Origin of the sequence: Pseudomonas sp. AE27 (assembly GCF_037113495.1) — a bacterium.
Lineage (GTDB): Bacteria > Pseudomonadota > Gammaproteobacteria > Pseudomonadales > Pseudomonadaceae > Aquipseudomonas > Aquipseudomonas palmensis.
In genome coordinates, this window is sequence record NZ_CP146966.1 from 4,759,178 (window position 1) to 4,785,006 (window position 25,829).

24 protein-coding genes are annotated in these 25,829 nt (G+C 61.3%); 16 read left to right on the forward strand and 8 right to left on the reverse strand.

From position 1 onward, the window contains the following. Positions 1 to 11: 11 nt before the first annotated feature. Positions 12 to 1,661 carry a GMC family oxidoreductase N-terminal domain-containing protein gene (locus V9K84_RS21815; RefSeq protein ID WP_088514198.1) on the reverse strand — a complete coding sequence of 550 codons (1,650 nt, stop codon included), beginning with the start codon at positions 1,659 to 1,661 and terminating at the stop codon, positions 12 to 14. Between the two features lie 136 nt (positions 1,662 to 1,797). On the opposite strand from V9K84_RS21815, the gene V9K84_RS21820 reads away from it, so the two are divergent. After that, on the forward strand, positions 1,798 to 2,685 hold the full coding sequence (locus V9K84_RS21820) for a LysR family transcriptional regulator (protein ID WP_054916053.1): 888 nt from the start codon (positions 1,798 to 1,800) through the stop codon (positions 2,683 to 2,685). Between the two features lie 7 nt (positions 2,686 to 2,692). Here V9K84_RS21820 and V9K84_RS21825 read toward each other — a convergent pair whose 3' ends face one another. Genes V9K84_RS21825 through V9K84_RS21835 form a run of 3 tightly spaced genes read right to left on the reverse strand, consistent with a single transcriptional unit; the run spans position 2,693 to position 5,709 of the window. Beyond that, positions 2,693 to 3,511 (reverse strand): sulfite exporter TauE/SafE family protein, encoded by an 819-nt coding sequence (locus V9K84_RS21825; protein ID WP_043862235.1) that lies wholly within the window; start codon positions 3,509 to 3,511, stop codon positions 2,693 to 2,695. Continuing rightward, positions 3,508 to 4,785 (reverse strand): FAD/NAD(P)-binding oxidoreductase, encoded by a 1,278-nt coding sequence (locus V9K84_RS21830; RefSeq protein WP_088514197.1) that lies wholly within the window; start codon positions 4,783 to 4,785, stop codon positions 3,508 to 3,510. The genes V9K84_RS21825 and V9K84_RS21830 overlap by 4 nt, the downstream gene beginning before the upstream one ends. 39 nt (positions 4,786 to 4,824) lie before the next feature. After that, entirely contained in the window at positions 4,825 to 5,709 is an 885-nt protein-coding gene (locus tag V9K84_RS21835; protein WP_088514196.1) for an MBL fold metallo-hydrolase, read from the reverse strand. 252 nt (positions 5,710 to 5,961) lie between these two features. Between V9K84_RS21835 and V9K84_RS21840 the strand changes: the two genes are divergently transcribed. Continuing rightward, a complete protein-coding gene (locus V9K84_RS21840) occupies positions 5,962 to 7,272 on the forward strand; it encodes a sigma-54-dependent Fis family transcriptional regulator (protein WP_078481299.1) in 1,311 nt (436 codons plus the stop codon). 124 nt (positions 7,273 to 7,396) lie between these two features. Here V9K84_RS21840 and gyrB read toward each other — a convergent pair whose 3' ends face one another. From gyrB to dnaA, 4 genes are read right to left on the reverse strand one after another with little or no spacing between them, the layout of a single operon-like run. Further along, positions 7,397 to 9,814 (reverse strand): DNA topoisomerase (ATP-hydrolyzing) subunit B, encoded by a 2,418-nt coding sequence (gene gyrB, locus V9K84_RS21845; RefSeq protein ID WP_054916057.1) that lies wholly within the window; start codon positions 9,812 to 9,814, stop codon positions 7,397 to 7,399. A gap of 4 nt (positions 9,815 to 9,818) precedes the next feature. After that, positions 9,819 to 10,922, reverse strand: coding sequence for a DNA replication/repair protein RecF (gene recF, locus V9K84_RS21850; RefSeq protein WP_043860678.1), 1,104 nt, complete (start codon positions 10,920 to 10,922; stop codon positions 9,819 to 9,821). 19 nt (positions 10,923 to 10,941) lie between these two features. Continuing rightward, positions 10,942 to 12,045: a DNA polymerase III subunit beta gene (gene dnaN / locus V9K84_RS21855; RefSeq protein ID WP_043860677.1), complete on the reverse strand. Its 1,104-nt coding sequence runs from the start codon at positions 12,043 to 12,045 to the stop codon at positions 10,942 to 10,944. Positions 12,046 to 12,087: 42 nt separating this feature from the next. Beyond that, positions 12,088 to 13,605: a chromosomal replication initiator protein DnaA gene (gene dnaA / locus V9K84_RS21860; protein ID WP_058541975.1), complete on the reverse strand. Its 1,518-nt coding sequence runs from the start codon at positions 13,603 to 13,605 to the stop codon at positions 12,088 to 12,090. 603 nt (positions 13,606 to 14,208) lie between these two features. On the opposite strand from dnaA, the gene rpmH reads away from it, so the two are divergent. The 14 genes from rpmH (at position 14,209) to V9K84_RS21930 (ending at position 25,810) form a co-directional block, all read left to right on the forward strand. Next, positions 14,209 to 14,343, forward strand: coding sequence for a 50S ribosomal protein L34 (rpmH, locus tag V9K84_RS21865; RefSeq protein ID WP_002551315.1), 135 nt, complete (start codon positions 14,209 to 14,211; stop codon positions 14,341 to 14,343). 13 nt (positions 14,344 to 14,356) lie between these two features. Further along, positions 14,357 to 14,761: a ribonuclease P protein component gene (gene rnpA, locus V9K84_RS21870; RefSeq protein ID WP_196933215.1), complete on the forward strand. Its 405-nt coding sequence runs from the start codon at positions 14,357 to 14,359 to the stop codon at positions 14,759 to 14,761. Then, the gene (yidD, locus tag V9K84_RS21875; protein ID WP_078481305.1) at positions 14,754 to 15,002 is read left to right on the forward strand and encodes a membrane protein insertion efficiency factor YidD; all 249 of its coding nucleotides are present in this window, start codon (positions 14,754 to 14,756) and stop codon (positions 15,000 to 15,002) included. The genes rnpA and yidD overlap by 8 nt, the downstream gene beginning before the upstream one ends. Before the next feature lie 2 nt (positions 15,003 to 15,004). Beyond that, complete coding sequence (yidC, locus tag V9K84_RS21880) at positions 15,005 to 16,687, forward strand: membrane protein insertase YidC (protein ID WP_043860674.1); 1,683 nt, start codon at positions 15,005 to 15,007, stop codon at positions 16,685 to 16,687. Positions 16,688 to 16,770: 83 nt separating this feature from the next. Further along, on the forward strand, positions 16,771 to 18,141 hold the full coding sequence (mnmE, locus tag V9K84_RS21885; protein WP_088514195.1) for a tRNA uridine-5-carboxymethylaminomethyl(34) synthesis GTPase MnmE: 1,371 nt from the start codon (positions 16,771 to 16,773) through the stop codon (positions 18,139 to 18,141). 514 nt (positions 18,142 to 18,655) lie between these two features. Continuing rightward, complete coding sequence (gene mnmG, locus V9K84_RS21890; protein WP_088514224.1) at positions 18,656 to 20,548, forward strand: tRNA uridine-5-carboxymethylaminomethyl(34) synthesis enzyme MnmG; 1,893 nt, start codon at positions 18,656 to 18,658, stop codon at positions 20,546 to 20,548. After that, the gene (rsmG, locus tag V9K84_RS21895; RefSeq protein WP_058541972.1) at positions 20,545 to 21,195 is read left to right on the forward strand and encodes a 16S rRNA (guanine(527)-N(7))-methyltransferase RsmG; all 651 of its coding nucleotides are present in this window, start codon (positions 20,545 to 20,547) and stop codon (positions 21,193 to 21,195) included. The genes mnmG and rsmG overlap by 4 nt, the downstream gene beginning before the upstream one ends. An 18-nt stretch (positions 21,196 to 21,213) precedes the next feature. After that, on the forward strand, positions 21,214 to 22,008 hold the full coding sequence (locus V9K84_RS21900) for a ParA family protein (protein WP_043860671.1): 795 nt from the start codon (positions 21,214 to 21,216) through the stop codon (positions 22,006 to 22,008). 9 nt (positions 22,009 to 22,017) lie between these two features. Further along, a complete protein-coding gene (locus tag V9K84_RS21905; RefSeq protein ID WP_043860670.1) occupies positions 22,018 to 22,890 on the forward strand; it encodes a ParB/RepB/Spo0J family partition protein in 873 nt (290 codons plus the stop codon). A gap of 149 nt (positions 22,891 to 23,039) precedes the next feature. Then, on the forward strand, positions 23,040 to 23,447 hold the full coding sequence (locus V9K84_RS21910) for a F0F1 ATP synthase subunit I (protein ID WP_043860669.1): 408 nt from the start codon (positions 23,040 to 23,042) through the stop codon (positions 23,445 to 23,447). 16 nt (positions 23,448 to 23,463) lie between these two features. Next, positions 23,464 to 24,333, forward strand: coding sequence for a F0F1 ATP synthase subunit A (atpB, locus tag V9K84_RS21915; RefSeq protein ID WP_043860668.1), 870 nt, complete (start codon positions 23,464 to 23,466; stop codon positions 24,331 to 24,333). A 142-nt stretch (positions 24,334 to 24,475) separates the two neighbouring features. Continuing rightward, on the forward strand, positions 24,476 to 24,733 hold the full coding sequence (gene atpE, locus V9K84_RS21920; protein ID WP_003097235.1) for a F0F1 ATP synthase subunit C: 258 nt from the start codon (positions 24,476 to 24,478) through the stop codon (positions 24,731 to 24,733). Positions 24,734 to 24,790: 57 nt separating this feature from the next. After that, entirely contained in the window at positions 24,791 to 25,261 is a 471-nt protein-coding gene (locus V9K84_RS21925; protein ID WP_043860667.1) for a F0F1 ATP synthase subunit B, read from the forward strand. Between the two features lie 12 nt (positions 25,262 to 25,273). Next, entirely contained in the window at positions 25,274 to 25,810 is a 537-nt protein-coding gene (locus tag V9K84_RS21930) for a F0F1 ATP synthase subunit delta (protein WP_088514194.1), read from the forward strand. The last annotated feature ends 19 nt before the right edge of the window (positions 25,811 to 25,829 follow it).

Sequence of the window (25,829 nt, forward strand, 5' to 3'; positions counted from 1 at the left end):
GCACGCCGCCCTCAGGGCGTCGCTAACGCGGTCTTGCCACTGCTGTTGCTGGCTGCGGGTGCGGCCTTAAGAATCAGTTGCGCGGCCTTTTCGCCGATCATCAGGGTGGGTGAACAGGTATTGCCAGAGGTGATCTGCGGCATGATCGAGGCATCGGCGATGCGCAACCCCGCCACGCCATGCACGCGCAACTGTGCGTCCACCACATCCAGCGGGCCGTTGCCCATGCGGCAGGTACCTACCGGGTGGAAAATGGTGGTGCCGATCTGCCCGGCAGCCTGCTGCAACTGCTCCTCGGTATCGAGTGCTGCGCCTGGCAGGTATTCGACCGGTGCAAAAGCGGCGAGGGCAGGGGCCTGCACGATCTGTCGGGTAAGGCGGATGGCCTGGGCGGCGACGCGCAGGTCTTCAGGCTCGCTGAGGTAGTTGGGGTCGATGACCGGTGCATCGCCCGGGTTGGCCGAGCGGATATCCACACGCCCGCGGCTGAGCGGGCGCAGGTTGCACACCGAGGCGGTAAATGCGGCAAAGCGGTGCAGCGGCTCGCCGAAGCGGTCCAGCGACAGGGGCTGCACGTGGTACTGCAGGTTGGGCGTGGGCTGCTCGGGGTGCGAGCGCACGAACGCCCCCAGCTGGCTCGGCGCCATGGCCAACGGGCCGCTGCGGTCATACAGATAGCGCAGGCCCATGCCCAGTTTTCCCCAGTGGGTGTTGGCCACCTGGTTGAGGGTGCGCACGTTGCTGACCTTGTAGATCAGGCGCAGTTGCAGGTGATCCTGCAGGTTGCCGCCCACGCCGGGCAATTCGTGCAGTACCGGGATGCCTAGGCGTTCCAGCAATGGCCGCGGGCCGATGCCGGAGCGTTGAAGAATGCCCGGCGAGCCCACCGCCCCGGCACACAGGATGATTTCGCGGCGGGCCAGGTAACGCTGTTCGCTGCCCTGCCAGCGCGCCTGAACGGCCGAAGCGCGACCATTGTCGAGCAGCACCTTGTCCACCTCGACGCCGGTCAGCACCGTCAGGTTGGGGCGGTGGCGCACGGGGCGCAGGAATGCCTTGGCCGCATTCCAGCGCACGCCGCTGCGCTGGTTGACCTGAAAGTATCCACAGCCCTGGTTATCCCCACCGTTGAAGTCGTCGATGCTGGCGATGCCGCTCTGGGCTGCCGCCTCGCGAAACGCATCGAGGATCGCCCACGAATAGCGCTGGCGTTCGACCCGCCATTCGCCAGCGTTGCCATGCAGCTCGCTGGCGCCGCCAAAATGGTTTTCGCTGGCCTTGAACAGTGGCAGCACGTCATTCCAGGCCCACCCGGGATTGCCCTGTTCGGCCCAGTGATCGTAGTCGCGGGCCTGACCGCGCATGTAGATCATGCCGTTGATCGAGGAACACCCGCCCAGCACCTTGCCCCGTGGGTAGCCCAGGCTGCGACCGTCGAGCCCCGGTTGCGCTTCGGTCTTGAAGCACCAGTCGGTACGCGGGTTGCCAATGCAATAGAGGTAGCCCACCGGAATGTGGATCCAGGGGTAGTTGTCGCGACCGCCGGCTTCGAGCAGCAGCACGCGGCAGCCAGGGTCGGCAGACAGCCGATTGGCCAGTAGACAGCCGGCAGGGCCGGCACCGACTACCACGTAGTCGTAGGAATGATCGGCTGGTGCCATGAAGACCTCGCGCCTGATTTTTATTCTTGTCCAGGCCAGTGTTATTGATTATTTTCGAGTTGAACACGTTAGATTTCACGCAACGGCTGTGCGTTTTAGAACAACGCAAGTGAACCTCTGATTCACAAGGAAAAGCATGTTCGACTGGAATGACCTGCGGTTTTTTCTCGAGTTGCAGCGTAGCGGCCGCCTGCTGACCGCCGCCAAGCGCCTCAACACCACCCATAGCACCGTGGCCCGGCATATCGAGAGCATCGAGAGCAGCCTGGGCACGGCACTGTTCGTGCAGCACGCCCAGGGCTATGAACTGACCCCGGCCGGGCAGGCCCTGCTCAAGCACGCCGAAGCCATGGAGAACGTCGCCTTGCTGGCGCAGGAGGAGATCACCCAGGCCATCACGCCGCTGGGCAAGATTCGCCTGGGGGTGACCGAGGGCATCGGCATCATGTTCTTCACCCCGCGCATGGGCAGCCTGTTCGAACGCTACCCCGGGCTGGAGGTGGAGCTGGTTGCAGTGCCGCGCTTTGTCAGCATCATCAACCGCGAGGCAGAGATCAGCATTCACCTGGAACGCCCGCATGCCGACCTGTTGATCACGCGAAAACTCACCGATTACCGCCTGGCGCTGTATGCCAGCCCCGAGTACCTGGCCAGGGCTGCGCCGCTCAACAGCCGCGAAGACCTGGCCCGGCACAGCTGGATCGGCTACGTAGACGACCTGCTGTTCAGCCAGCAGTTGCTGTTTCTCAACAGCTTCTGCCGCGCACCGAACGTGGTGTTTCGCAGCACCAGCGTGATCGCCCAGCAGCATGCGGCGCGTGCCGGGCTGGGCATCGCGGTACTGCCCAACTACATGGCCCGCCACGACCCGCACCTGGTGCGCGTGCTGCCCAGCGAAACCATCCAGCGCAGCTACTGGATCAGCACCCGGCGCGAACTGCACAAGTCGGTGCGCCTGCGGGTAGTGTGGGACTACCTGCTGGCGCTGTGCGCCGACGAGCAGGGCGAACTGCTCGCCGAGTGAGCGGCGTTCAGCGCGCCAGGGTGTTGACCGCCAGCAACAGGGCAGCCGCTATCCCCACCAGCGCAAAGCCCTGTTGCAGACGCGGCCCGGCCAGGCGGTGGGCGAACTGGCGCGCAACCACCAGGCCCGCCACCGCACCGCCGGCAAACGGCACGCCGACACCCCAGTGCATCACCCCGCTGAGGCTGGCGCTCAACACGCTGCCCAGCGACACCAGGGCGATCACCGCCAGCGACGTGGCGACGATGCTTTTCATCTCAAGGTTGGTGTAGCGCCCCAGGGCAGGCACGATCACAAACCCGCCACCGACCCCGAGCAGGCCGGACAGCAGGCCGCTGAGCAAGCCGGTGAAGGCCAACGCGCGGGCGCAGGGCAGGGTCCAGCGCAAGCGCCCCTGCAACGGGTTGAGCACACAGGGCTGCAGGGCACGATCCGCACAGGGCGGCTCGCCCCGCAGCTCGCGCCGGGCCTTGCGCAGCATGCGTGCGCAGGCATACACCAGCACCACGCTGAACCCCAGCGCCAGCGGTGCATTGGGCAGGCGATGCGCCAGCAGCAGGCCGAAGGGGGTAGCGCACATGCCGATCAGCGCGACGAACAGCGCGGCCCGGTAGCGCACCAGCCCCTGACGCAGCCCCAGCACCGCACCTACACCTGCCGCCAGGCCCACCGCCAGCAGGCCGACCGGGGCCGCCTCGACCATGCTCAGGCCCAGGCCGAACACCAGCAGCGGCACCGCAAGAATGCCGCCACCGGCGCCCGTCAGGGCCAGGATGATGCCAATGAGGGCGCCCAGACCGGCGCCGACCAGTTCATGCTCTGTCACTGGCGCGCCTCACGCAGTCGCGCAACCGGCTTGGCCAGCCATTCGCGCCCCTTGAGCATGCAGCGCCAGTACAGCGGCGGCAGTATCCGCGCCTTGAGCAGCCAGGCCAGGCGCGTTGGCCTGCGCCCGTCGAGCAACCAGCGCGGAAAACTCGGTGCCAGCTTGCCGCCGTAGGTGAACTCGGCCAGCACGATCCTGCCGCGTTCCACCGTCAGCGGGCACGACCCGTAGCCGTCGTATTCGGCCAGACGGGACAGGCGCCCCAGTGCCACCAGCACGTTGTTGGCCACCACCGGCGCCTGCTTGCGGGCAGCGGCGGCCGTCTTGGCATTGCTGGTGTTGATCACATCGCCCAGGCCATGGATGTTGCCGTAGCGCGCATGGCGCAGGGTGGCCGGGTCGACCTCGAGCCAACCGGCCGCATCGGCCAGCGGGCTGTTGCGGATGAAGTCCGGCGAAACCTGCGGCGGTACCACATGCAGCATGTCAAATGCCTGCACCACGGTTTCGCTGCTGCCGTCGGGCAGGGTGCGCAGAAAGGTCGCGCGCTTGCCCGACCCGTCCACTGCCACCAGCCGGTGTGAATAGTTGAGGTCCACACCGTAACGGTCAATGTATTCCATCAGCGCCGGCACATAGTCGGCGACACCGAACAGCACGTTGCCGGCGTTGAAGAACTGCGCCTGGATCGCCCCCAGGCGCCCGCTGCGCAGCCAGTGGTCGCACGACAGGTACAGGGCTTTTTGTGGAGCACCGGCGCACTTGATCGGCATAGGTGGCTGGGTGAACACGGCGCGGCCTTCCTTCAGGCCCTGCACCAGCTGCCAGGTGTAGGGCGCCAGGTCGTAGCGGTAATTGGAGGTCACGCCGTTCTGGCCGAGGGTCTCGACCAGGCCGTCGATGGCGTCCCAGGCCAACCGCAGCCCGGGGCATACCACCAGCTGTTCGTAACTCACCAGGCGCCCGTCATCCAGGCTGACGGTCTGCGCCTGGGGGTCGAACTGTCGCACGGCGGCCTTGATCCACCTGACCGCCGCCGGCACGGTCGAGGCCAGGGTGCGGGCGGTGGACGCTGCACGGAACACGCCCGCGCCGACCATGGTCCAGCCAGGTTGATAGTAGTGAACGTCGGCGGGGTCGATGATCGCGATATCCAGCGAGGCATCACGCGCCAGCAGGCTGGAGGCGGTGGCGATTCCGGCGGCACCGGCGCCGACGATCAGCACCTTGTGGTGGCTGACCTCGCGGGCAGCGGCAGAGGAGGGGGCAGGCATGGCAGTACGTCCTTTAATAATAATTCTGGTGCAGCAGGTTCAGAGCTTGTTGAGCGGGATCTTCAGGTAGCGCACACCGTTGTCTTCCGGCTCGGGCAACTGGCCGCTGCGCATGTTCACCTGCACCGAGGGCAGGATCAGTTGCGGCATGTCGAGGGTGGCATCACGGGCTTCGCGCATGGCCACGAAGCAGTCCTCGCTGATGCCGTCGCGAATGTGAATGTTGCTGGCGCGCTGTTCGCCCACCGTGGTCATGTAGCGCAACGCACGGCCTCCGGGCAGGTAGTCGTGGCACATGAACAGGCGGGTGGCATCCGGCAGGGCCAGGATGCGCTGGATCGAGCGGTACAGGGTGCGCGCATCGGCCCCGGGGAAGTCGCAGCGGGCCGTGCCGTAATCCGGCATGAACAAGGTGTCGCCGACGAACGCGACGCACTCGTCACCGGCCTGTACCAGGTAGGTCATGCAGGCCGGGGTATGCCCTGGTGTGTGCAAGGCAAGCAGCTTGAGCGTGCCAAGGGCGAGCTCGCCGTTGTCGTCCAGCAGCACATCGAACTGGCTGCCATCACGGGCAAAGCCGGGTTCGGCATTGAACAGCGTGCCGAACACCTTCTGCACCTGGGTGATGCGGCTGCCGATGGCCACCTGGCCACCCAGCGCCTGCTTGAGATAGGCGGCAGCAGAGAGGTGATCGGCGTGCACATGGGTCTCGAGTATCCACTGCACCTGGCCACCCAGCTCGCGTACCCGGGCGATCAGCTTGTCGGCCGAGGCGGTATCGGTACGCCCGGCCTTGGGGTCATAGTCCAGCACGCTGTCGATCAGGGCGCAGTGCGCGCTGGCCTGGTCCATGACCAGGTAGCTGATGGTCGAGGTCGCGCTGTCGAACAGCGCTTCTACATACAGGTTACCGCCGATGATCATTACCGCTCTCCAGAGAAATCCGCTGATGCCTGCCGGCCAGCCGTGCAGGCATTCGACCAACAGTCATCAAGATATGTGCCAGCGCAGATTCACGCCTGCCCCCGGCCAGCACGCCCGGTTTACCTGAGTCTGGACCCTCTGGCCGAAACTGCCTGCCACGGTTCTGGCAGCTGGTTGGCAGAGGCTGGCAGTTTTTGGCAGTGGGCGTGGCGTTCGGTTAAGCTGCGGGCCTGCCTTGCCCCTGGTGCCGTCATGCCCATGAACCCCGACACACCCGCCAGCCCCGCCCTGCAGGCGCTGGTGTCCTACCTCGAACACGAACCTCAGCCGAGCATCGTGCTCGACCTGCAGTACAACATTCTTGCCGCCAACACCGCGTACCTGCATCAATTCGGGGTGGTGGGCGCCGCGCCGATCGGCCAGAAGTGCCACCACGTCTCGCACCACTACGCGGTGCCGTGCGACCAGGCGGGCGAGCACTGCCCGATGCGCAAGGCCAGGCACAGCCGCACCCCCGAGCGGGTGCTGCATGTGCATCACACCCCGCGCGGGCCCGAGCATGTGGACGTGGAACTGCGCCCAATCCTGGACGAGCAGGGCGAGGTGATCGCGTTCGTGGAGCGCCTGACCAGTATTGCCGTGGCGTCGGCACAGCCGCAGCAGTTCGGCCTGGTAGGGCGTTCGGCGGCCTTCCAGGAGGCCCTTGCCGGTGTCCAGCGGGCCGCGCCGGCGCAGATACCGGTGCTGCTGCAAGGGGAGTCCGGCACCGGCAAGGAGCTGTTCGCCCGCGCCCTGCATGCCAGCAGCCCGCGTGCCAGCGGTCCGTTGGTGGTGGTGGACTGCACGGGGCTGACCGAGACGTTGCTGGAGAGCGAGCTGTTCGGCTACGAGAAGGGCGCATTCACCGGTGCCAACCAGCGCAAGATCGGCCTGGCCGAAGCCGCCCATGGCGGCACCCTGTTTCTCGACGAGATCGGTGAGGTGCCGCTGGCGATGCAGGTCAAGCTGCTGCGTCTGATCGAGTCGGGCAGCTTTCGCCCGGTGGGCAGCCTGCGCACGGTGCATTCGGATTTCCGCCTGATCTCGGCCACCCACAAGCCACTCAAGGAAATGGCCACCGCCGGCAGCTTTCGCGAAGACCTCTACTACCGTATCAGCGGCTTCCCGATCCGCCTGCCTTCACTGCGCGAGCGCTTCGAAGACCTGCCCCTGCTGATCGAGACCCTGCTGCAGCGCCTGGCCGGGTCCGCTGCGCCGCGGGTCGACGAGGAGGCCATGACCTTGCTGGGGCTGTACCGCTACCCCGGCAACATCCGCGAGCTGCGCAACATTCTGGAGCGGGCGAGGTTGTTCAGCGACGACGGCATCATCCGCGCCGAGCACCTGCCCACGGAGCTGAGAGCCGACTCGCCCGCCAGTGCCCCACACCGCTCGAATACCCGGTTGCGCGACATCGCCCAGGCGCTGGACAGCTTCGAAGGATCGCGCAGCGAGCTTGCCCGCCACTTGGGGCTGAGCGAGCGCACCCTGTATCGGCGCCTGCGCGAGCTGGGTGTTTCTTGAGTGCTCACGCCTAGGGCGCAGCAGCACCTAGGCAGGAAAACAAAAAGGCCAACCCCTGAGGGTTGGCCTTTCGAGGGCGTTGTCACTGTGGATAACTGCCCGCTTTCAGAGGTACTGCAACCGGTCAGAAGTCCAGGTTGGATACCGCCAGGGCGTTGCTTTCGATGAACTCGCGGCGCGGTTCCACGGCGTCGCCCATCAGGGTGTTGAAGATCTGATCGGCAGCGATCGCGTCTTCGATGGTCACCTTGAGCATGCGGCGCACAGTCGGGTCCATGGTGGTTTCCCACAGCTGGTCCGGGTTCATCTCGCCCAGCCCTTTGTAGCGCTGGATGGTGTGACGCTTGGTGCTTTCGGCCATCAGCCAGTCCAGGGCTTCCTTGAACTCGGTGATGGCTTTCTTGCGTTCGCCACGCTGCACGTAGGCACCTTCACCCAGCAGGGTGGCAAGCTGGGCGCCCAGCGCGGTCACGGTGCGGTAGTCGTTGCTGCCGAAGAAGTCGCGGTTGAAGGTCACGTAGCTGGCAAGGCCGTGGGAAGTGATTTCCACTTCTGGCAGCCACACATTGCGCTCGCGGTCTTCACGCAGGCTGGCCTTGTACAGCAAGCCCGACTTCTCGGTATTGCGCAGGCGCTCATCGAACCTGGCGAGCCAGTTCTGCATGTGCGCGTGGTCGGACAGCTGCTCCACCGAGATGGCCGGCAGGTACACGAAGTGCTCGGTGAGCTCTTGCGGGTACAGGCGCGACAGACGCTTGAGAGTCTTCATCACGGTACGGAATTCGTTGACCAGACGCTCCAGCTCGACACCGGAAACCGGTGGCGCGGACTCGTCCAGGTGCAGGCTGGCATCTTCGAGGGCTGACTGGGTCATGTACTCTTCCATGGCCTCGTCGTCCTTGATGTACTGCTCCTGCTTGCCCTTCTTGACCTTGTACAGCGGCGGCTGCGCGATGTAGATGTAGCCGCGCTCGACCAGCTCCGGCAACTGACGGAAGAAGAAGGTCAGCAGCAGGGTACGGATGTGCGAACCGTCGACGTCAGCATCGGTCATGATGATGATGTTGTGATAGCGCAGCTTCTCGATGTTGTACTCTTCGCGGCCGATGCCACAGCCCAGTGCGGTGATCAGCGTGCCCACTTCCTGGGACGAGATCATCTTGTCGAAACGTGCTTTCTCGACGTTGAGGATCTTGCCCTTGAGCGGTAGGATAGCCTGGGTCTTGCGGTTGCGGCCTTGCTTGGCCGAGCCGCCTGCGGAGTCACCCTCCACCAGGTACAGTTCGGAGAGGGCAGGGTCTTTCTCCTGGCAGTCGGCAAGCTTGCCCGGCAGCCCGGCAATGTCCAGCGCGCCCTTGCGACGGGTCATTTCACGCGCTTTACGGGCCGCTTCACGGGCGCGCGCAGCGTCGATCATCTTGCCGACCACAGCCTTGGCTTCGTTCGGGTTTTCCAGCAGGAAGTCGGAGAAGTACTTGCCCATCTCCTGTTCCACCGCAGTTTTGACTTCGGACGAAACCAGCTTGTCCTTGGTCTGCGAGCTGAACTTGGGATCAGGCACCTTCACCGAGATGATTGCGGTCAGGCCTTCACGGGCATCATCACCGGTGGTCGCGACCTTGTTCTTCTTGGCCAGACCTTCCTGCTCGATGTAGTTGTTCAGGTTACGCGTCAGCGCCGAACGGAAACCCACCAGGTGAGTACCGCCGTCGCGCTGCGGAATGTTGTTGGTGAAGCACAACAGGTTCTCGTTGAAGCTGTCGTTCCACTGCAGGGCGATTTCCACACCCACACCATCCTCGCGCTGAACGCTGAAGTGGAACACTTCGTTCACCGGAGTCTTGTTGGTGTTCAGGTATTCGACGAATGCGCGCAGGCCACCTTCGTACTTGAATTCCTCTTCCTTACCCGAGCGTTCGTCCTTCAACAGGATGCCTACGCCAGAGTTGAGGAACGACAGTTCACGAATCCGCTTGGCCAGGATGTCCCAGCTGAAGTGGATGTTCTTGAAGGTTTCGGACGATGGCTTGAAGTGGATCTGGGTGCCGGTGGTTTCGCTGTCGCCGACAATCTTCATCGGAGCCTGCGGTACACCGTGAACGTAGGTCTGCTCCCAGATCTTGCCGCTGCGGCGAACGGTGAGGATCAACTCTTCGGAAAGCGCGTTCACCACCGAGACGCCCACACCGTGCAGGCCGCCGGATACCTTGTAGGAGTTGTCGTCGAACTTACCGCCGGCGTGCAGTACGGTCATGATGACCTCTGCGGCGGAAACCCCTTCTTCCTTGTGTACATCGACCGGGATGCCGCGGCCGTTGTCGCGAACGGTGATGGACTCATCCGGGTGGATGATTACGGTAATGTCGTCACAGTGGCCGGCGAGGGCTTCGTCGATCGAGTTATCGACCACCTCGAACACCATGTGGTGCAGGCCGCTACCATCATCGGTGTCGCCAATGTACATACCGGGACGCTTGCGTACGGCATCCAACCCTTTGAGCACTTTAATGCTGGAGGAGTCGTACGTTTGATTTTCGCTCATGCCTTCACTCCCGATGGTCGTGGGTCTGGGTGATACGGCCTTGTTCCACGTGGAACAAGGCAACTGGCGTATCCGTCTGCCAGCCTTCCCTCAATAATTCGTGGTCTACACAGGTGATGAACACCTGGCAGCGTAAGTCTTCCAGCAAGCGGCAAAGTGCACGACGGTGCTGCTCGTCCAATTCGGACGGCAGGTCATCCACCAGATAAATACATTGGCCGCGGCGTGCCTGGCTGACCAGATGCCCCTGGGCGATACGCAGTGCGCACACCACCAGTTTCTGCTGGCCGCGAGACAGGATATCGGCAGCGTTGTTGGCGCCTAACCTGAGCCGCAGATCCGCACGTTGCGGACCTGCCTGTGTGTGGCCCATCTGCTGATCCCGATGGAGCGAGCCAGCCAGGACCTCACTGAGGTCTCTGTCCTTGTCCCACCCTCGGTAGTAACTCAGGGTCAGCCCCTCGAGCTCCAGCAATTCGCTCAAGGTTTGTTCGAAGACGGGTTTCAGCGCTTTGATGTAATTACGGCGGTACTCGTCGATTTCCGCACTGGCCAGGCATAACTCCCGGTCCCAGGCTGCTTGCGAAACAGCGTCAAGTGTACCATGCCGCAACCATGAGTTCCGCTGCCGCAGGGCCTTCTGCAGGCGCTGCCAGGTGGACATGAAGCGAGGTTCCACGTGGAACACACCCCAATCCAGGAATTGCCGGCGAATCTTGGGCGCACCTTCGAGCAGGCGAAAACTGTCCGGGTTGATCAGTTGCAGCGGCAGTATCTCTGCCAGTTGGGCGGCACTGCGGGCGTTCTGCCCGTCGATGCGAATGGTGAAATCCCCTTGCCGTTCCCGCGATATGCCCAGGTTGCTGGAACCACCTTCATTCAGTTCGACCTGGCCGAATACCGTACACGCCAGTTCTTCATACTGGATGACCGGTGTAAGGCGAGTGCTGCGAAATGAACGGGCCAGGCCGAGCAAATGGATGGCTTCCAGCACGCTGGTTTTGCCGCTGCCGTTGGCGCCATACAGGATGTTAATGCGGGGGGAGGGGGAGAAGGTCACCGGGTGCAGGTTGCGCACCGCGGTGACTGAAACGCGACTGAGGGACATCTAGCGAGTGCTGGACAAATTACAGGCGCATCGGCATGACGACGTATGCAGAATCGTCATTGTCCGCCTCTTGCAGCAGGGCGCTGCTGTTGGAATCGGACAGGATCAGACGAACCTGTTCGGTGGTCATCACGCCCAGCACGTCGAGCAGGTAGCTCACGTTGAAACCGATTTCCAGCGAACCGCCGTTGTAGTCGACGCCGATCTCTTCTTCGGCTTCTTCCTGCTCAGGGTTGTTGGCCTGAATCTTCAGTTGGCCAGCCGCCAGTTGCAGACGAATGCCGCGGTACTTTTCGTTGGACAGAATCGCGGTACGGCTGAACGCTTCGCGAAGTGCCTGGCGATCACCCAGTACCAGTTTGTCGCCGCCCTTTGGCAATACGCGCTCGTAGTCCGGGAACTTGCCATCCACCAGCTTGGAGGTGAAGGTGAATTCGCCAGTAGTGGCGCGAATGTGTTGCTGACCCAGCACGATGGCAACGGTGCCTTCCGGATCAGTGAGCAGGCGCGCCAGCTCAAGGATACCCTTGCGAGGCACGATCACCTGGTGGCGATCAGCCTGACCGATATCGGCCTGCATCGAGCACATGGCCAGACGGTGACCATCGGTGGCGACCGCGCGCAGAGTGCCGGTGGAGACTTCCAGCAGCATGCCGTTCAGGTAGTAGCGCACGTCCTGCACGGCCATTGCGAAGCTGGTGCGCTCGATCAGGCGGCGCAGGCGGCTCTGCTCCAGGGTGCAGGTCAGCGAACCCGGGCCTTCCTCGACGGTGGGGAAATCGTTGGCTGGCAGGGTCGACAAGGTGAAACGGCTGCGGCCGGCCTTGATGATGACCTTCTGCTCGTCGACCTTGATGCTGATCTCCGCTTCGCTCGGCAGGCTCTTGCAGATATCCATCAGCTTGCGTGCAGGTACGGTGATCTCGCCGGGCTCGGCAGGGTGTTCCAGTTGCACACGGCCAACCAGTTCCACTTCCAGGTCAGTACCTGTAAGCGACAGTTGCTGGCCTTGGACCACCAGCAGCACGTTGGACAATACCGGCAAGGTCTGGCGGCGCTCGACGACGCCTGCGACCAGTTGCAGGGGTTTCAACAGGGCTTCGCGTTGAATGGTGAAATGCATGGTCTAGTCCCTTGCCTTAAAAAAAAGCCGCGCTGACGTTCATCACGTCGTCAGGGTCCGCAGCAGGTTCTTGTAGTCCTCGCGGATATCCGCGTCGGATTCCTTGAGTTCGTTGATCTTGCGGCACGCGTGCAACACCGTGGTGTGATCGCGGCCGCCGAAGACGTCGCCGATTTCCGGCAGGCTGTGGTTGGTCAGTTCCTTGGACAGGGCCATGGCCACCTGACGCGGCCTGGCCACCGAACGCGAACGCCGCTTGGACAGCAGATCGGAAATCTTGATCTTGTAGTACTCGGCCACTGTGCGCTGAATGTTATCCACACTCACCAGCTTGTCCTGCAGTGCCAGCAGATCCTTGAGCGACTCGCGAATCAACTCGATGGTGATATCGCGGCCCATGAAGTGCGAGTGGGCAATGACCCGCTTCAGCGCGCCTTCCAGTTCCCGCACGTTGGAGCGGATGCGCTGGGCAATGAAGAACGCAGCGTCATGTGGCAGGTCGACCTTGGCCTGGTCGGCCTTCTTCATCAGGATCGCAACGCGGGTCTCGAGCTCCGGCGGCTCTACGGCAACGGTCAGGCCCCAGCCAAAGCGGGACTTGAGGCGCTCCTCGAGGCCTTCGATTTCCTTGGGGTAGCGGTCGCTGGTGAGAATCACCTGCTGGCCACCTTCGAGCAGGGCGTTGAAGGTGTGGAAAAACTCCTCCTGCGAACGCTCCTTGCGGGCAAAGAATTGAATGTCGTCAATCAGAAGCGCATCGACCGAGCGGTAGAAGCGCTTGAACTCGTTGATGGCATTGAGCTGCAACGCCTTGACCATGTCGGCGACGAAGCGCTCCGAGTGCAGGTACACCACCTTGGCATTCGGATTCTTCTTGAGCAGGTGGTTACCCACAGCGTGCATCAAGTGAGTCTTACCCAGGCCCACCCCGCCATAGAGGAACAACGGGTTGTAGCCATGCTTGGGGTTGTCGGCGACCTGCCAGGCTGCCGCGCGGGCCAGCTGGTTGGACTTGCCCTCGACGAAATTCTCGAAGGTGAAGGTGCGGTTCAGGTAGCTCGTGTGTTTGAGCGCACCCTCTACCTGCACAGTACGTTGTTCGGTACGGCTGCTGGGTGGAGCCACCACGGCAGTGTTCTCGCCCATCGAGTCGAAGCTGTCGCGCGAAGGTGCATCTTCGACCTGGGGCGCTGCCGGCACAGGTGCTGGCGCTGCCGGGGCTGCCACGGCGGCGACCTGGGCAGCCTGCTGGGCCTGGGAAGCGGCGACCGAGGCGGCGAGCGGTGCGTTGGGCGCAGCACGGGGTGCCGAACTGCGTCGGCTGCCTATTAATAAGGAAAGCGCAGGGGCGATGCCGTTGCCGTGTTCGCCCAGCAGTTCGAGCAAGCGACCCAGGTACTTTTCATTGACCCAATCGAGTACGAACCGGTTAGGCGCATAGACGCGCAACTCGTCGCCTTCGGCTTCGACCTGTAGCGGACGGATCCAGGTGTTGAATTGCTGGGCAGGCAGTTCGTCGCGCAGAAGGTCCACGCACTGCTGCCAAAGTTCCACTGACACGGATATCCCCTGAGTTGAACGCCGGTGAGGCAAAAACAAGCGGCCATTGTACCGACCACCAGCGCAGTTATCCACATGCAGGTGTGTCGAGGGTGGCGATAAATCAGCAGGTTAGTGGCAAAAACGTCACTTTACCGCTGTGAATAAGCCCTGTGGATAACCATGCCTGAGCACTTTGCACAAGTGGGGGTCGAAATCGGTGGATAACTGCGCTGTGGATAACAGGCCTTTTAATCCACAGCTTTTGCGCCTGCACAGCACAGCCAGAGCACCGCTTCCCGACAGGGTTTCTTTTCTCTGTACAGTACGTAGAACAAGGCCTGTAGCGTTCTATCCACAGAAAACAGCTGCCTAAGTTCTATAAGATTTACAAAAAAGCTTTAAATACCTTCTCTTCTTTTTTCTATGTTTAAGCGTCCGGCAAGGCTGTGTCCCTGTCATCCGGGGCACAGGCCTGTGGACGAGCACGCGAAGGCGCCCGGTTTTTTATCCATAAGGAAAAGCTGGTTGGAAATTGACCTATGGCGCTGCTTTCTCTAGAATCGCCGGTCTCTTAAAACGGGGGCCATTCCGGCCCGTTGTCGACGAACCAGGTAACACGCCATGAAACGTACTTTCCAACCAAGCACCATCAAGCGCGCCCGCACTCACGGTTTCCGTGCCCGTATGGCTACCAAGAACGGCCGTGCCGTACTGTCCCGCCGTCGTGCCAAAGGCCGTAAGCGTCTGGCAGTTTGATTTTTCGGCACAGGTGGTGAGTCAGGACTTCAGTCGGGAAAAGCGTCTTCTGACACCCCGACACTTCAAAGCGGTCTTTGACTCTCCATCCGGCAAGGTGCCAGGCAAGAGTCTCTTGCTCCTTGCCCGCGAGAACGGCCTGGATCATCCCCGCCTGGGGCTCGTGATCGGGAAAAAGAGCGTCAAGCTCTCCGTTCAACGCAACCGCTTGAAGCGTTTGATGCGCGATTCGTTTCGTCTCCACCAGCATTTGCTGGCCGGTTGGGACATCGTGATCGTCGCGCGCAAAGGCCTGGGCGACGTAGAAAACCCAGAATTGCACCAACATTTTGGCAAGCTCTGGAAGCGCCTTGCACGCAGTCGGCCCGCTCCAGTGGTTAACAGCGAATCTGCAGGGGTAGACCGTCCAGATGCGTAAACTGGTACTCGTTCCGATCCAGTTTTACCGTTACGCCATTAGCCCTCTGATGGCCAGCCACTGTCGTTTCTATCCGACCTGTTCCACCTATGCGATTGAAGCCATCGAAACACATGGCGCATTGCGCGGTGGATGGTTGACCGCTCGTCGTCTCGGGCGTTGTCATCCGTGGAATGCCGGCGGTTATGACCCGGTTCCGCCTGCTCCCACTTCCCGTACTTCTTCTTCGATAGCCGAGTAATCATGGATATTAAACGCACGATCCTGATCGCCGCCCTGGCAATCGTGTCCTATGTCATGGTCCTCAAGTGGAACCAGGACTACGGCCAGGCTGCCCTGCCGACTCAGAATACTGCTGCCAGCACCGTCGCGCCGGGCTTGCCCGATACCCCGACCGTTGGCACATCCGGCGCCAGCGCCGATGTTCCGAGCGCCACTGCTGAAACCACCCCTGCAGAAATTGCACCGGTTGCCGTCAGCACAGACCTGATTAGGGTCAAGACCGATGTCCTCGACCTGGCTATCAACCCCAACGGCGGTGATATCGCGCAGCTGACCCTGCCGAAATATCCACGTCGCCAGGACCATCCGGAAATTCCGTTCCAGCTGTTCGATAACGGCGGCGAGCGCGTTTACCTGGCCCAGAGCGGCCTGACCGGTGCCAACGGCCCCGATGCACGTGCCGCTGGTCGCCCGCTGTATTCCGCCGAGCAGAAAAGTTATCAACTGGCCGATGGCCAGAACCAACTGGTCGTCGACCTCAAGTTCAGCGACGCGGGTGTGAACTACATCAAGCGTTTCACCCTGAACCGTGGTGAATATGACCTGAAAGTCACTCACCTGATCGACAACCAGAGCGGCAAGCCGTGGACAGGCAACCTGTTTGCACAGCTCAAGCGCGATGCCAGCTCCGATCCGTCGTCGAGCACCGCCACCGGTACCGCCACCTATCTGGGCGCCGCCCTGTGGACAAGTGCCGAGCCGTACAAGAAAGTGTCGATGAAGGACATCGACAAAGGTAGTTTGAAAGAAAATGTTACCGGCGGCTGGGTTGCCTGGTTGCAGCACTACTTCGTGACCGCCTGGATTCCCAACAAGTCGGACAACAACGTTGTTCAGACACGCAAGGACAGCCAGGGCAACTACATCATCGGGTTCACCGGTCCGGAGCTGAACGTGGCTGCCGGCGCCCAGGGCGAAACCAGCACGCTGCTGTACGCCGGTCCCAAGAGCCAGGAAAAACTCAAGGCGCTGTCCCCGGGCCTGGAGCTGACCGTCGACTACGGCATCCTGTGGTTCATTGCCCAGCCGATCTTCTGGCTGCTGCAACATATCCATGAGCTGCTCGGCAACTGGGGCTGGTCGATCATCGTCCTGACCATGCTGATCAAGCTGCTGTTCTTCCCGCTGTCCGCTGCCAGCTACAAGTCGATGGCGCGCATGCGTGCCGTGGCACCTAAACTGGCCGCGCTGAAAGAGCAACATGGCGATGACCGGCAGAAGATGTCGCAGGCCATGATGGAGCTGTACAAGAAAGAGAAGATCAACCCGCTGGGCGGCTGCCTGCCGATCCTGGTGCAAATGCCAGTCTTCCTTTCGCTCTACTGGGTATTGCTGGAAAGCGTTGAAATGCGCCAGGCCCCGTGGATGTTCTGGATTACCGACCTGTCGATCAAGGATCCGTTCTTCATCCTGCCGATCATCATGGGCGCGACCATGTTCATCCAGCAGCGCCTGAACCCGACGCCGCCGGATCCGATGCAGGCCAAGGTGATGAAGCTGATGCCGATCATCTTCACCTTCTTCTTCCTGTGGTTCCCGGCAGGTCTGGTGCTGTACTGGGTTGTGAACAACTGCTTGTCGATCGCACAGCAGTGGTACATCACCCGCAAGATCGAAGCGGCGAGCAACAAAGCCACCGCTTGACGGGTTAGCCAGCTAACCTGTGGATAAAACGCCCCCTCGTGGGGCGTTTTGCTATCTGTCGTTTTTGTTTGAGGCCTTCGCTGATGAATGCTCGTCGTGAAACCATCACTGCAATTGCCACTGCCCAGGGTCGTGGCGGTGTAGGAATCGTGCGTATTTCCGGACCGCTGGCCAGCAAGGCCGGGTTGGCCATCACCGGCCGTGAGCTCACCCCGCGGTATGCCCATTACGGCCCGTTCAAGGGCGACGATGGCCTGGTACTGGATGAAGGCATTGCCCTGTATTTTCCCGGGCCCAACTCCTTTACCGGTGAAGATGTACTGGAGCTGCAGGGCCACGGCGGCCCGGTTGTGCTCGACATGCTGCTGCAGCGCTGCGTGGAACTGGGTTGCCGCCTGGCGCGTCCGGGCGAATTCAGCGAGCGCGCCTTTCTCAACGACAAGCTCGACCTGGCGCAGGCCGAAGCCATCGCCGACCTGATCGAGGCCAGTTCTGCACAGGCGGCGCGTAATGCGCTGCGCTCGTTGCAGGGCGAATTCTCCCGCCGTGTGGATAACCTCACCGAAAAACTGATCAGCCTGCGTATCTACGTCGAGGCGGCAATCGACTTTCCTGAAGAGGAAATCGATTTTCTTGCCGATGGCCACGTCCTGCGCATGCTCGAGGAGGTACGCGAAAGTTTATCCACAGTGCAGCGCGAGGCGGGGCAGGGGGCGCTGTTGCGCGACGGCATGACGGTGGTGATCGCCGGGCGGCCGAATGCCGGCAAGTCCAGCCTGCTCAACGCACTGGCCGGGCGCGAGGCGGCCATCGTGACGGACATCGCCGGTACTACCCGGGATGTGCTGCGCGAACATATCCACATCGACGGCATGCCGTTGCACGTGGTGGACACCGCCGGCCTGCGCGATACCGAAGACCATGTGGAAAAGATTGGGGTGGAACGTGCCCTCAAAGCCATTGGCGAGGCCGATCGGGTGCTATTGGTGGTGGATGCCACGGCACCTGAAGCCAATGATCCGTTCGCATTGTGGCCTGAATTCCTTGAACAGCGCCCCGACCCGGCCAAGGTCACGCTGATTCGCAACAAGGCCGACCTCAGTGGCGACCCCGTGGGCCTGCAGTTGTCCGACGATGGCCACGTCACCATCACCCTCAGTGCCAAGGGCGCCGACCAGGGCCTGGAACTGCTGCGCGATCACCTCAAGGCCTGCATGGGTTACGAACAGACTGCCGAAAGCGGCTTCAGTGCCCGCCGGCGCCACCTGGACGCCCTGCGCCAGGCCAGTTCGCACCTGGACCACGGTCATGCGCAATTGACCCTGGCGGGCGCTGGAGAGCTGCTGGCCGAAGACCTGCGCCAGGCCCAGCAGTCCCTGGGCGAAATTACCGGCGCCTTCAGCTCCGATGACCTGCTGGGGCGCATCTTCTCCAGCTTCTGCATCGGCAAGTAGTCCATTTATCCACAACGGGGCCGATCCAGGGCCTCGTTGTCGGCTGTCATCCCCCTCAATTTTTTATCCCCTGTCGAGAATTCCGGAACGCTCCGGGGCTTTCGCGTGCCTGTCTTACTCACAAACCGCAGAATAAGCCCTGTGGAAAACCCCGCCTCAGCTCGGTTGATAACCCGGCCTCAAGGCTGGAGATAACTCCCCCTGTTGATAACTGGGTGTTTCATCCACAGGCTTAAGGCGCTTATCCAGACCCCTCATGGCCACTAGACCACAGCCTTTTGAACCTCTGTACATAAGGTGGAATAAGGGCTGTAGAGGTTTATCCACAGAAAGGTGCCTCACTAAGAATAAACATAAAAACAAAGCTTTAATAAATTTCTCTCTCTTTATTTCTATTGTCAGCCACTCATCCACAGGCTGGTTAAATTTTGTTCAAGCGGTTCCTAGAAGGGGGGTAAGTCCCTATACTTGTGCGTTATTCCTATCTATTCCCGAAACAGGCACGAGGTGCGTGGTGGATTTCCCTTCCCGTTTTGAAGTGATCGTCATCGGCGGCGGCCATGCCGGAACCGAGGCTGCGCTTGCGTCTGCACGCATGGGTGTGAAAACCCTGCTGCTGACCCACAACGTGGAAACCCTCGGGCACATGAGCTGCAACCCGGCCATTGGCGGTATTGGCAAGAGCCATCTGGTCAAGGAGATCGATGCGCTGGGCGGTGTCATGGCCCTGGCTACCGACAAGAGCGGTATCCAATTCCGCGTTTTGAACAACCGCAAAGGCCCGGCGGTGCGTGCAACCCGCGCCCAGGCCGACCGCGCCATCTACAAGGCCGTGGTACGCGAGATTCTCGAAAACCAGCCCAACCTGTGGATATTCCAGCAGGCCTGTGACGACCTGATCGTCGAGCAGGACCAGGTACGCGGCGTCGTCACGCAGATGGGTCTGCGTTTCCATGCCGATTCTGTGGTGCTGACCACGGGTACCTTCCTCAGCGGACTTATCCACATCGGTCTGCAGAATTATTCCGGTGGGCGTGCCGGCGATCCGCCGGCCATCGCTCTGGCGCACCGCATGCGTGAGCTGTCGCTGCGCATGGGTCGCCTGAAAACCGGCACGCCGCCGCGTATCGACGGGCGTTCGGTGGATTTCTCGGTGATGACCGAACAGGCCGGCGACACCCCGATACCGGTGATGTCGTTCATGGGCGACAAGGCCATGCACCCGCGTCAGGTCAGTTGCTGGATTACCCACACCAACGAACGCACTCACGAGATCATTGCTTCCAACCTCGATCGTTCGCCGATGTACTCCGGCGTGATCGAGGGCATCGGCCCGCGTTACTGCCCGTCGATCGAAGACAAGATCCACCGGTTTGCCGACAAGCAGAGCCACCAGGTATTCATCGAGCCAGAAGGGCTCAATACCCACGAGCTGTACCCGAACGGGATATCCACATCCCTGCCGTTCGACGTGCAGCTGCAATTGGTGCGTTCGATCCGCGGCATGGAAAACGCGCACATCGTGCGCCCGGGCTATGCCATCGAATACGACTACTTCGACCCGCGTGACCTGAAGTACAGCCTGGAAACCAAGGCCATCGGCGGGTTGTTCTTCGCCGGCCAGATCAACGGCACCACCGGTTACGAAGAGGCCGGCGCGCAGGGGCTGCTGGCCGGTGCCAACGCCGCGCTGCGTGCACAGGGCCGCGAAAGCTGGTGCCCGCGCCGCGACGAGGCGTACATCGGGGTGCTGGTCGACGACCTGATCACCCTGGGTACCCAGGAGCCGTACCGCATGTTCACCTCGCGGGCCGAGTACCGCCTGATTCTGCGTGAAGACAACGCCGACCTGCGTCTGACCGAAAAAGGCCGTGAACTGGGCCTGGTCGACGATGCACGCTGGGCCGCGTTCAGCGCCAAGCGCGAACGCATCGAGCGCGAGGAGCAACGCCTGAAGTCCACCTGGGTTCAGCCCAATACCGCGATGGGCCAGGCGATTGTGGATAAGTTCGGCACGCCGCTCAGCCATGAATACAACCTGCTCAACCTGCTGACCCGTCCGGAAATCGACTATGCCGGGTTGGTGGAAGTGACCGGCGGTGGAGAAATCGACCCTCAGGTGGCCGAGCAGGTCGAGATCAAGACCAAATACGCCGGTTACATCGACCGGCAACAGGAAGAAATCGCTCGCCTGCGGGCTAGCGAAGACACCCGCCTGCCCGAGGATATCGACTACGCTGGTATTTCCGGGTTGTCCAAGGAGATTCAGGGTAAGCTCAGCCAGGCCCGCCCAGAGACACTCGGCCAGGCCTCGCGCGTTCCCGGCGTGACCCCGGCGGCTATTTCCCTGTTGCTGATTCACCTGAAAAAACGCGGCGCAGGCCGCGAGTTGGAGCAAAGCGCTTGAGTTCTATGGTCACCCCTCAACACGCCCAGGAGTTGTCCACAGGTGCCCGCCAGCTTGGTGTCGAGCTGAGCGAGGCCCAGCACGCGCAACTGCTGGCTTATCTGGCGCTGCTGATCAAGTGGAACAAGGCTTACAACCTGACTGCAGTGCGCAATCCCGACGAAATGGTGTCCCGCCACCTGCTGGACAGCCTGAGCGTCATGCCGTTTATCCACAGCGACACCGAGCGCTGGCTCGACGTCGGTAGCGGCGGCGGCATGCCGGGCATTCCCCTGGCTATCCTGCATCCGCACAAGCAGGTCACGGTGCTGGACAGCAACGGCAAGAAAACCCGCTTCCTCACCCAGGTGAAACTGGAGCTGAAGCTGGATAACCTGCAAGTTATCCACAGCCGGGTCGAGGCGTTCCAGCCGGAACAGCCTTTCTCCGGAATTGTTTCTCGTGCTTTCAGCAGCATGGAGAACTTCACCAATTGGACGCGCCACCTTGGCGACGCCCAGACGCAGTGGCTGGCAATGAAAGGGCTGCATCCGGCTGATGAGCTGGTAGCATTGCCGGCAGATTTCAAAGTGGATAGCGAGCAGGCCTTGACCGTTCCGGGTTGCCAAGGCCAGCGCCATCTGCTGATACTGCGCCGCACGGCATGACTGGGAACACAAGCAAGAATGGCTAAGGTATTCGCGATCGCGAACCAGAAAGGTGGTGTGGGCAAGACCACCACCTGCATCAATCTCGCTGCATCGCTGGTGGCTACCAAGCGCCGCGTGCTGCTGATTGACCTCGATCCACAGGGCAACGCCACCATGGGTAGCGGTGTGGATAAACACGTCCTTGAACATTCGGTCTATGACCTGCTGATCGGCGAGTGCGACCTGGCTCAGGCCATGCACGTGTCCGAACACGGTGGTTATCAACTGCTGCCGGCCAACCGCGACCTCACTGCGGCCGAAGTGGTTCTGCTAGAAATGCAGATGAAGGAGAGCCGGCTGCGCACAGCGCTGGCGCCGATCCGCGAGAGTTACGACTACATCCTGATCGACTGCCCGCCGTCGCTGTCGATGCTGACGCTCAATGCCCTGGTGGCCGCCGATGGCGTGATCATTCCGATGCAATGTGAATACTTTGCCTTGGAAGGCTTGAGCGACCTTGTGGATAACATCAAGCGCATCGCTGCCAAGCTCAATCCGCAGCTCAAGATCGAAGGCCTGTTGCGCACCATGTACGACCCGCGTCTGAGCCTGATCAACGACGTGTCCGCGCAGCTCAAGGAACACTTCGGCGAGCAGCTCTACGATACGGTGATCCCGCGCAACATCCGCCTGGCCGAGGCCCCGAGCTTCGGTATGCCGGCCCTGGCCTACGACAAGCAGTCCCGTGGCGCCCTGGCCTATCTGGCCCTGGCCGGTGAACTGGTACGCCGTCAACGCCGTCAAACCCGCACTGCCGCACAGGCAACTTAAGGAATCCGCATGGCCGTTAAGAAACGAGGTCTCGGACGTGGGTTGGATGCACTGCTCAGTGGTCCTACCGTCAGCGCGCTCGAAGAGCAGGCTGTCAAGGTCGACCAGAAAGAACTGCAACACCTGCCGCTGGACCTGATCCAGCGCGGCAAATACCAGCCCCGTCGGGACATGGACCCGCAGGCCCTTGAAGAACTGGCGCATTCGATCAAGAGCCAGGGCGTGATGCAGCCGATCGTGGTCCGCCCGATCGGTGACGACCGCTTCGAGATCATCGCCGGCGAACGCCGCTGGCGCGCCAGCCAGCAGGCCGGCATGGAGACCATCCCGGCGATGGTGCGCGATGTGCCGGATGAAACCGCCATCGCCATGGCGCTGATCGAGAACATCCAGCGCGAAGACCTCAACCCTGTGGAAGAGGCCATCGCGCTGCAGCGCCTGCAGCAGGAGTTCCAGCTGACCCAGCAACAGGTCGCGGATGCTGTGGGCAAGTCGCGGGTGACCGTGGCCAACCTGCTGCGCCTGATCTCGCTGCCGGAAGTCATCAAGACCATGCTGTCCCACGGCGACCTGGAGATGGGTCATGCCCGTGCGCTGCTCGGTTTGCCTGAAGAACAGCAGGTCGACGGGGCGCGACACGTTGTCGCACGAGGCCTGACCGTACGCCAGACCGAAGCCCTGGTTCGCCAGTGGCTCAGCGGCAAGCCCGAGCCGGTGGAGCCGGCCAAGCCCGATCCGGACATCACCCGCCTTGAACAGCGTCTGGCAGAGCGGCTGGGCTCGGCGGTACAGATCCGTCACGGCAACAAGGGCAAAGGCCAGTTGGTGATCCGTTACAACTCCCTGGACGAGTTGCAGGGCGTGCTTGCTCACATCCGCTGAAACAATTCGCTTTGTAGCGCGCAGTCGGAAATCACTACCCAGCAGTTGAATAGGGGTCCAAGCGCCCCTATACTCTGCGCGCATTTTGTCGGCACAAATTATGCCAAGTCATTACTGACTGGTTGGTCGACTTTCGAGGAGCAGTTGTGATGGAGACCCGCACGCCAAACCGCTTGCCTTTCCATCGCTGGGCGGTTTTTCCGGTACTGTTCGCTCAATTTGTCGTGTTGCTGCTGGCATCGTTGGGGGTGTGGCAGTGGCATGGGGTGGTCAGCGGCTATTCGGCACTCTGCGGAGGACTGATCGCCTGGCTGCCGAATCTGTACTTTGCCTACAAGGCGTTCCGTTACACCGGCGCCAGGGCAGCGCAGGCCATCGTCAAGTCGTTCTACGCTGGCGAGGCAGGCAAATTGATTTTGACGGCAGTGCTGTTCGCATTGACGTTCGCAGGAGTGAAGCCATTGGCGCCATTAGCAGTATTCGGCGTCTTCTTGCTGACCCAGTTGGTCAGCTGGTTCGCGCCCCTGCTGATAAAAACGAGACTTTCGAGACCTTAGGGCGTTTGAGGCAAACATGGCAGCAGAAACCGCTTCGGGCTATATCCAGCACCACTTGCAGAACTTGACCTTCGGGCAATTACCAGACGGCGGTTGGGGCTTTGCCCATTCCGCAGCAGAAGCCAAGGCAATGGGCTTCTGGGCGTTCCACGTGGACACCCTGGGTTGGTCCGTTGCGCTGGGTCTGATCTTCATCCTCCTGTTCCGCATGGCGGCGAAAAAAGCGACTTCCGGTCAACCCGGCGGCCTGCAGAACTTCGTCGAGGTGATGGTCGAATTCGTCAACGGCAGCGTCAAGGATTCGTTCCACGGCCGCAGCCCGGTCATCGCACCGCTGGCCCTGACCATCTTCGTGTGGGTGTTCCTGATGAACGCCGTCGACCTGATCCCGGTCGACTGGATCCCGCAACTGGCGATGCTGATCTCCGGTGATCCGCACATCCCGTTCCGTGCCGTATCCACCACCGACCCGAACGCCACCATCGCGATGGCCTTCTGCGTGTTCGCGCTGATCATCTTCTACAGCATCAAGGTCAAGGGCATCGGCGGCTTCATCGGCGAGCTGACCCTGCACCCGTTCGGCAGCAAGAACATCTTCGTCCAGATCCTGCTGATCCCGGTCAACTTCCTGCTGGAATTCGTGACCCTGATCGCCAAGCCGATCTCGCTGGCCCTGCGTCTGTTCGGCAACATGTATGCCGGCGAGCTGGTGTTCATCCTGATCGCCGTGATGTTCGGTGCCGGTCTGCTGTGGCTGAGCGGCCTGGGCGTGGTGCTGCAATGGGCGTGGGCTGTGTTCCACATCCTGATCATCACCCTGCAAGCGTTCATCTTCATGATGCTTACCATCGTCTACCTGTCGATGGCTCACGAAGATAACCATTAAGACCGCCTGGCGTGTCTGAGGCCTCTCCGCCGGGGTGGGGGGAGGCCGAAAAAGTCCGCAAGGGCAGCTGTACCAAACGATTTTGTTTTACCGCTTCAAACTAAAAAACCTAACCAATACGACGTAAAAGTCGGGAGGAAAGATGGAAACTGTAGTTGGTCTTACCGCTATCGCTGTTGCTCTGCTGATCGGCCTGGGTGCCCTGGGTACCGCCATTGGTTTCGGCCTGCTGGGCGGCAAGTTCCTGGAAGGCGCTGCTCGCCAGCCAGAAATGGTTCCGATGCTGCAAGTCAAAATGTTCATCGTCGCCGGTCTGCTCGACGCCGTGACCATGATCGGTGTTGGTATCGCTCTGTTCTTCACCTTCGCTAATCCCTTCGTTGGTCAAATCGCTGGCTAATCACTCGAATTTTCGAGTGGATTGGTGTGATGGACTTAGAACGAGCGAGGTGTTGGCGTGAACATTAATGCAACCCTGATTGGCCAGTCCGTTGCGTTCTTCATTTTTGTACTGTTTTGCATGAAGTTCGTGTGGCCTCCGGTCATCGCGGCTTTGCAAGAACGTCAGAAGAAGATCGCGGAAGGACTGGACGCTGCCAACCGAGCAGCTCGCGACCTGGAGCTGGCCCAAGATAAAGCGGGTCAGCAACTGCGCGAAGCTAAAGCTCAGGCAGCCGAAATCATTGAGCAAGCCAAGAAACGCGGTAACCAGATCGTCGAGGAAGCCCGTGACCAGGCTCGCGTCGAAGCTGACCGTGTGAAGGCCCAGGCTCAAGCCGAGATCGAACAGGAACTGAACGGTGTCAAAGACGCGCTGCGCGCCCAAGTGGGTAGCCTGGCCGTCAACGGTGCTGAAAAGATCCTTGGCGCCACAATCGATCAAAACGCGCATGCGGAGCTGGTTAATAAACTGGCCGCTGAAATTTAAGCGAGGGCGATCATGGCAGAACTGACCACGTTGGCCCGACCTTACGCTAAGGCGGCCTTTGAGCACGCCCAGGCCCATCAGCAACTGGCCAATTGGTCAGCCATGCTCGGCCTGGCTGCTGCAGTGTCTCAAGACGGCACAATGCAGCGCCTGCTCAAGGCCCCGCGACTGACGAGCGCAGAAAAGGCCGCCGCGTTTATTGACGTGTGCGGTGACAAGTTCGATGCACAGGCACAGAATTTCATTCATGTTGCCGCGGAAAACGAACGTCTCCTGCTGTTGCCGGAGATTTCGGCTCTGTTCGATCTGTACAAGGCCGAACAAGAGAAATCCGTGGACGTGGAAGTCACCAGTGCTTTTGCGTTGAACCAAGAACAGCAAGACAAACTCGCCAAGGTTCTCAGTGCACGACTCAGCCGGGAAGTGCGCCTGCACGCGACGGAGGATGCCAGCCTGATCGGTGGTGTCGTAATCCGCGCCGGCGACCTGGTTATCGATGGCTCAGTACGCGGCAAAATCGCGAAACTGGCCGAAGCATTGAAATCTTGAGTTTGAAGGGGCAGCAGAG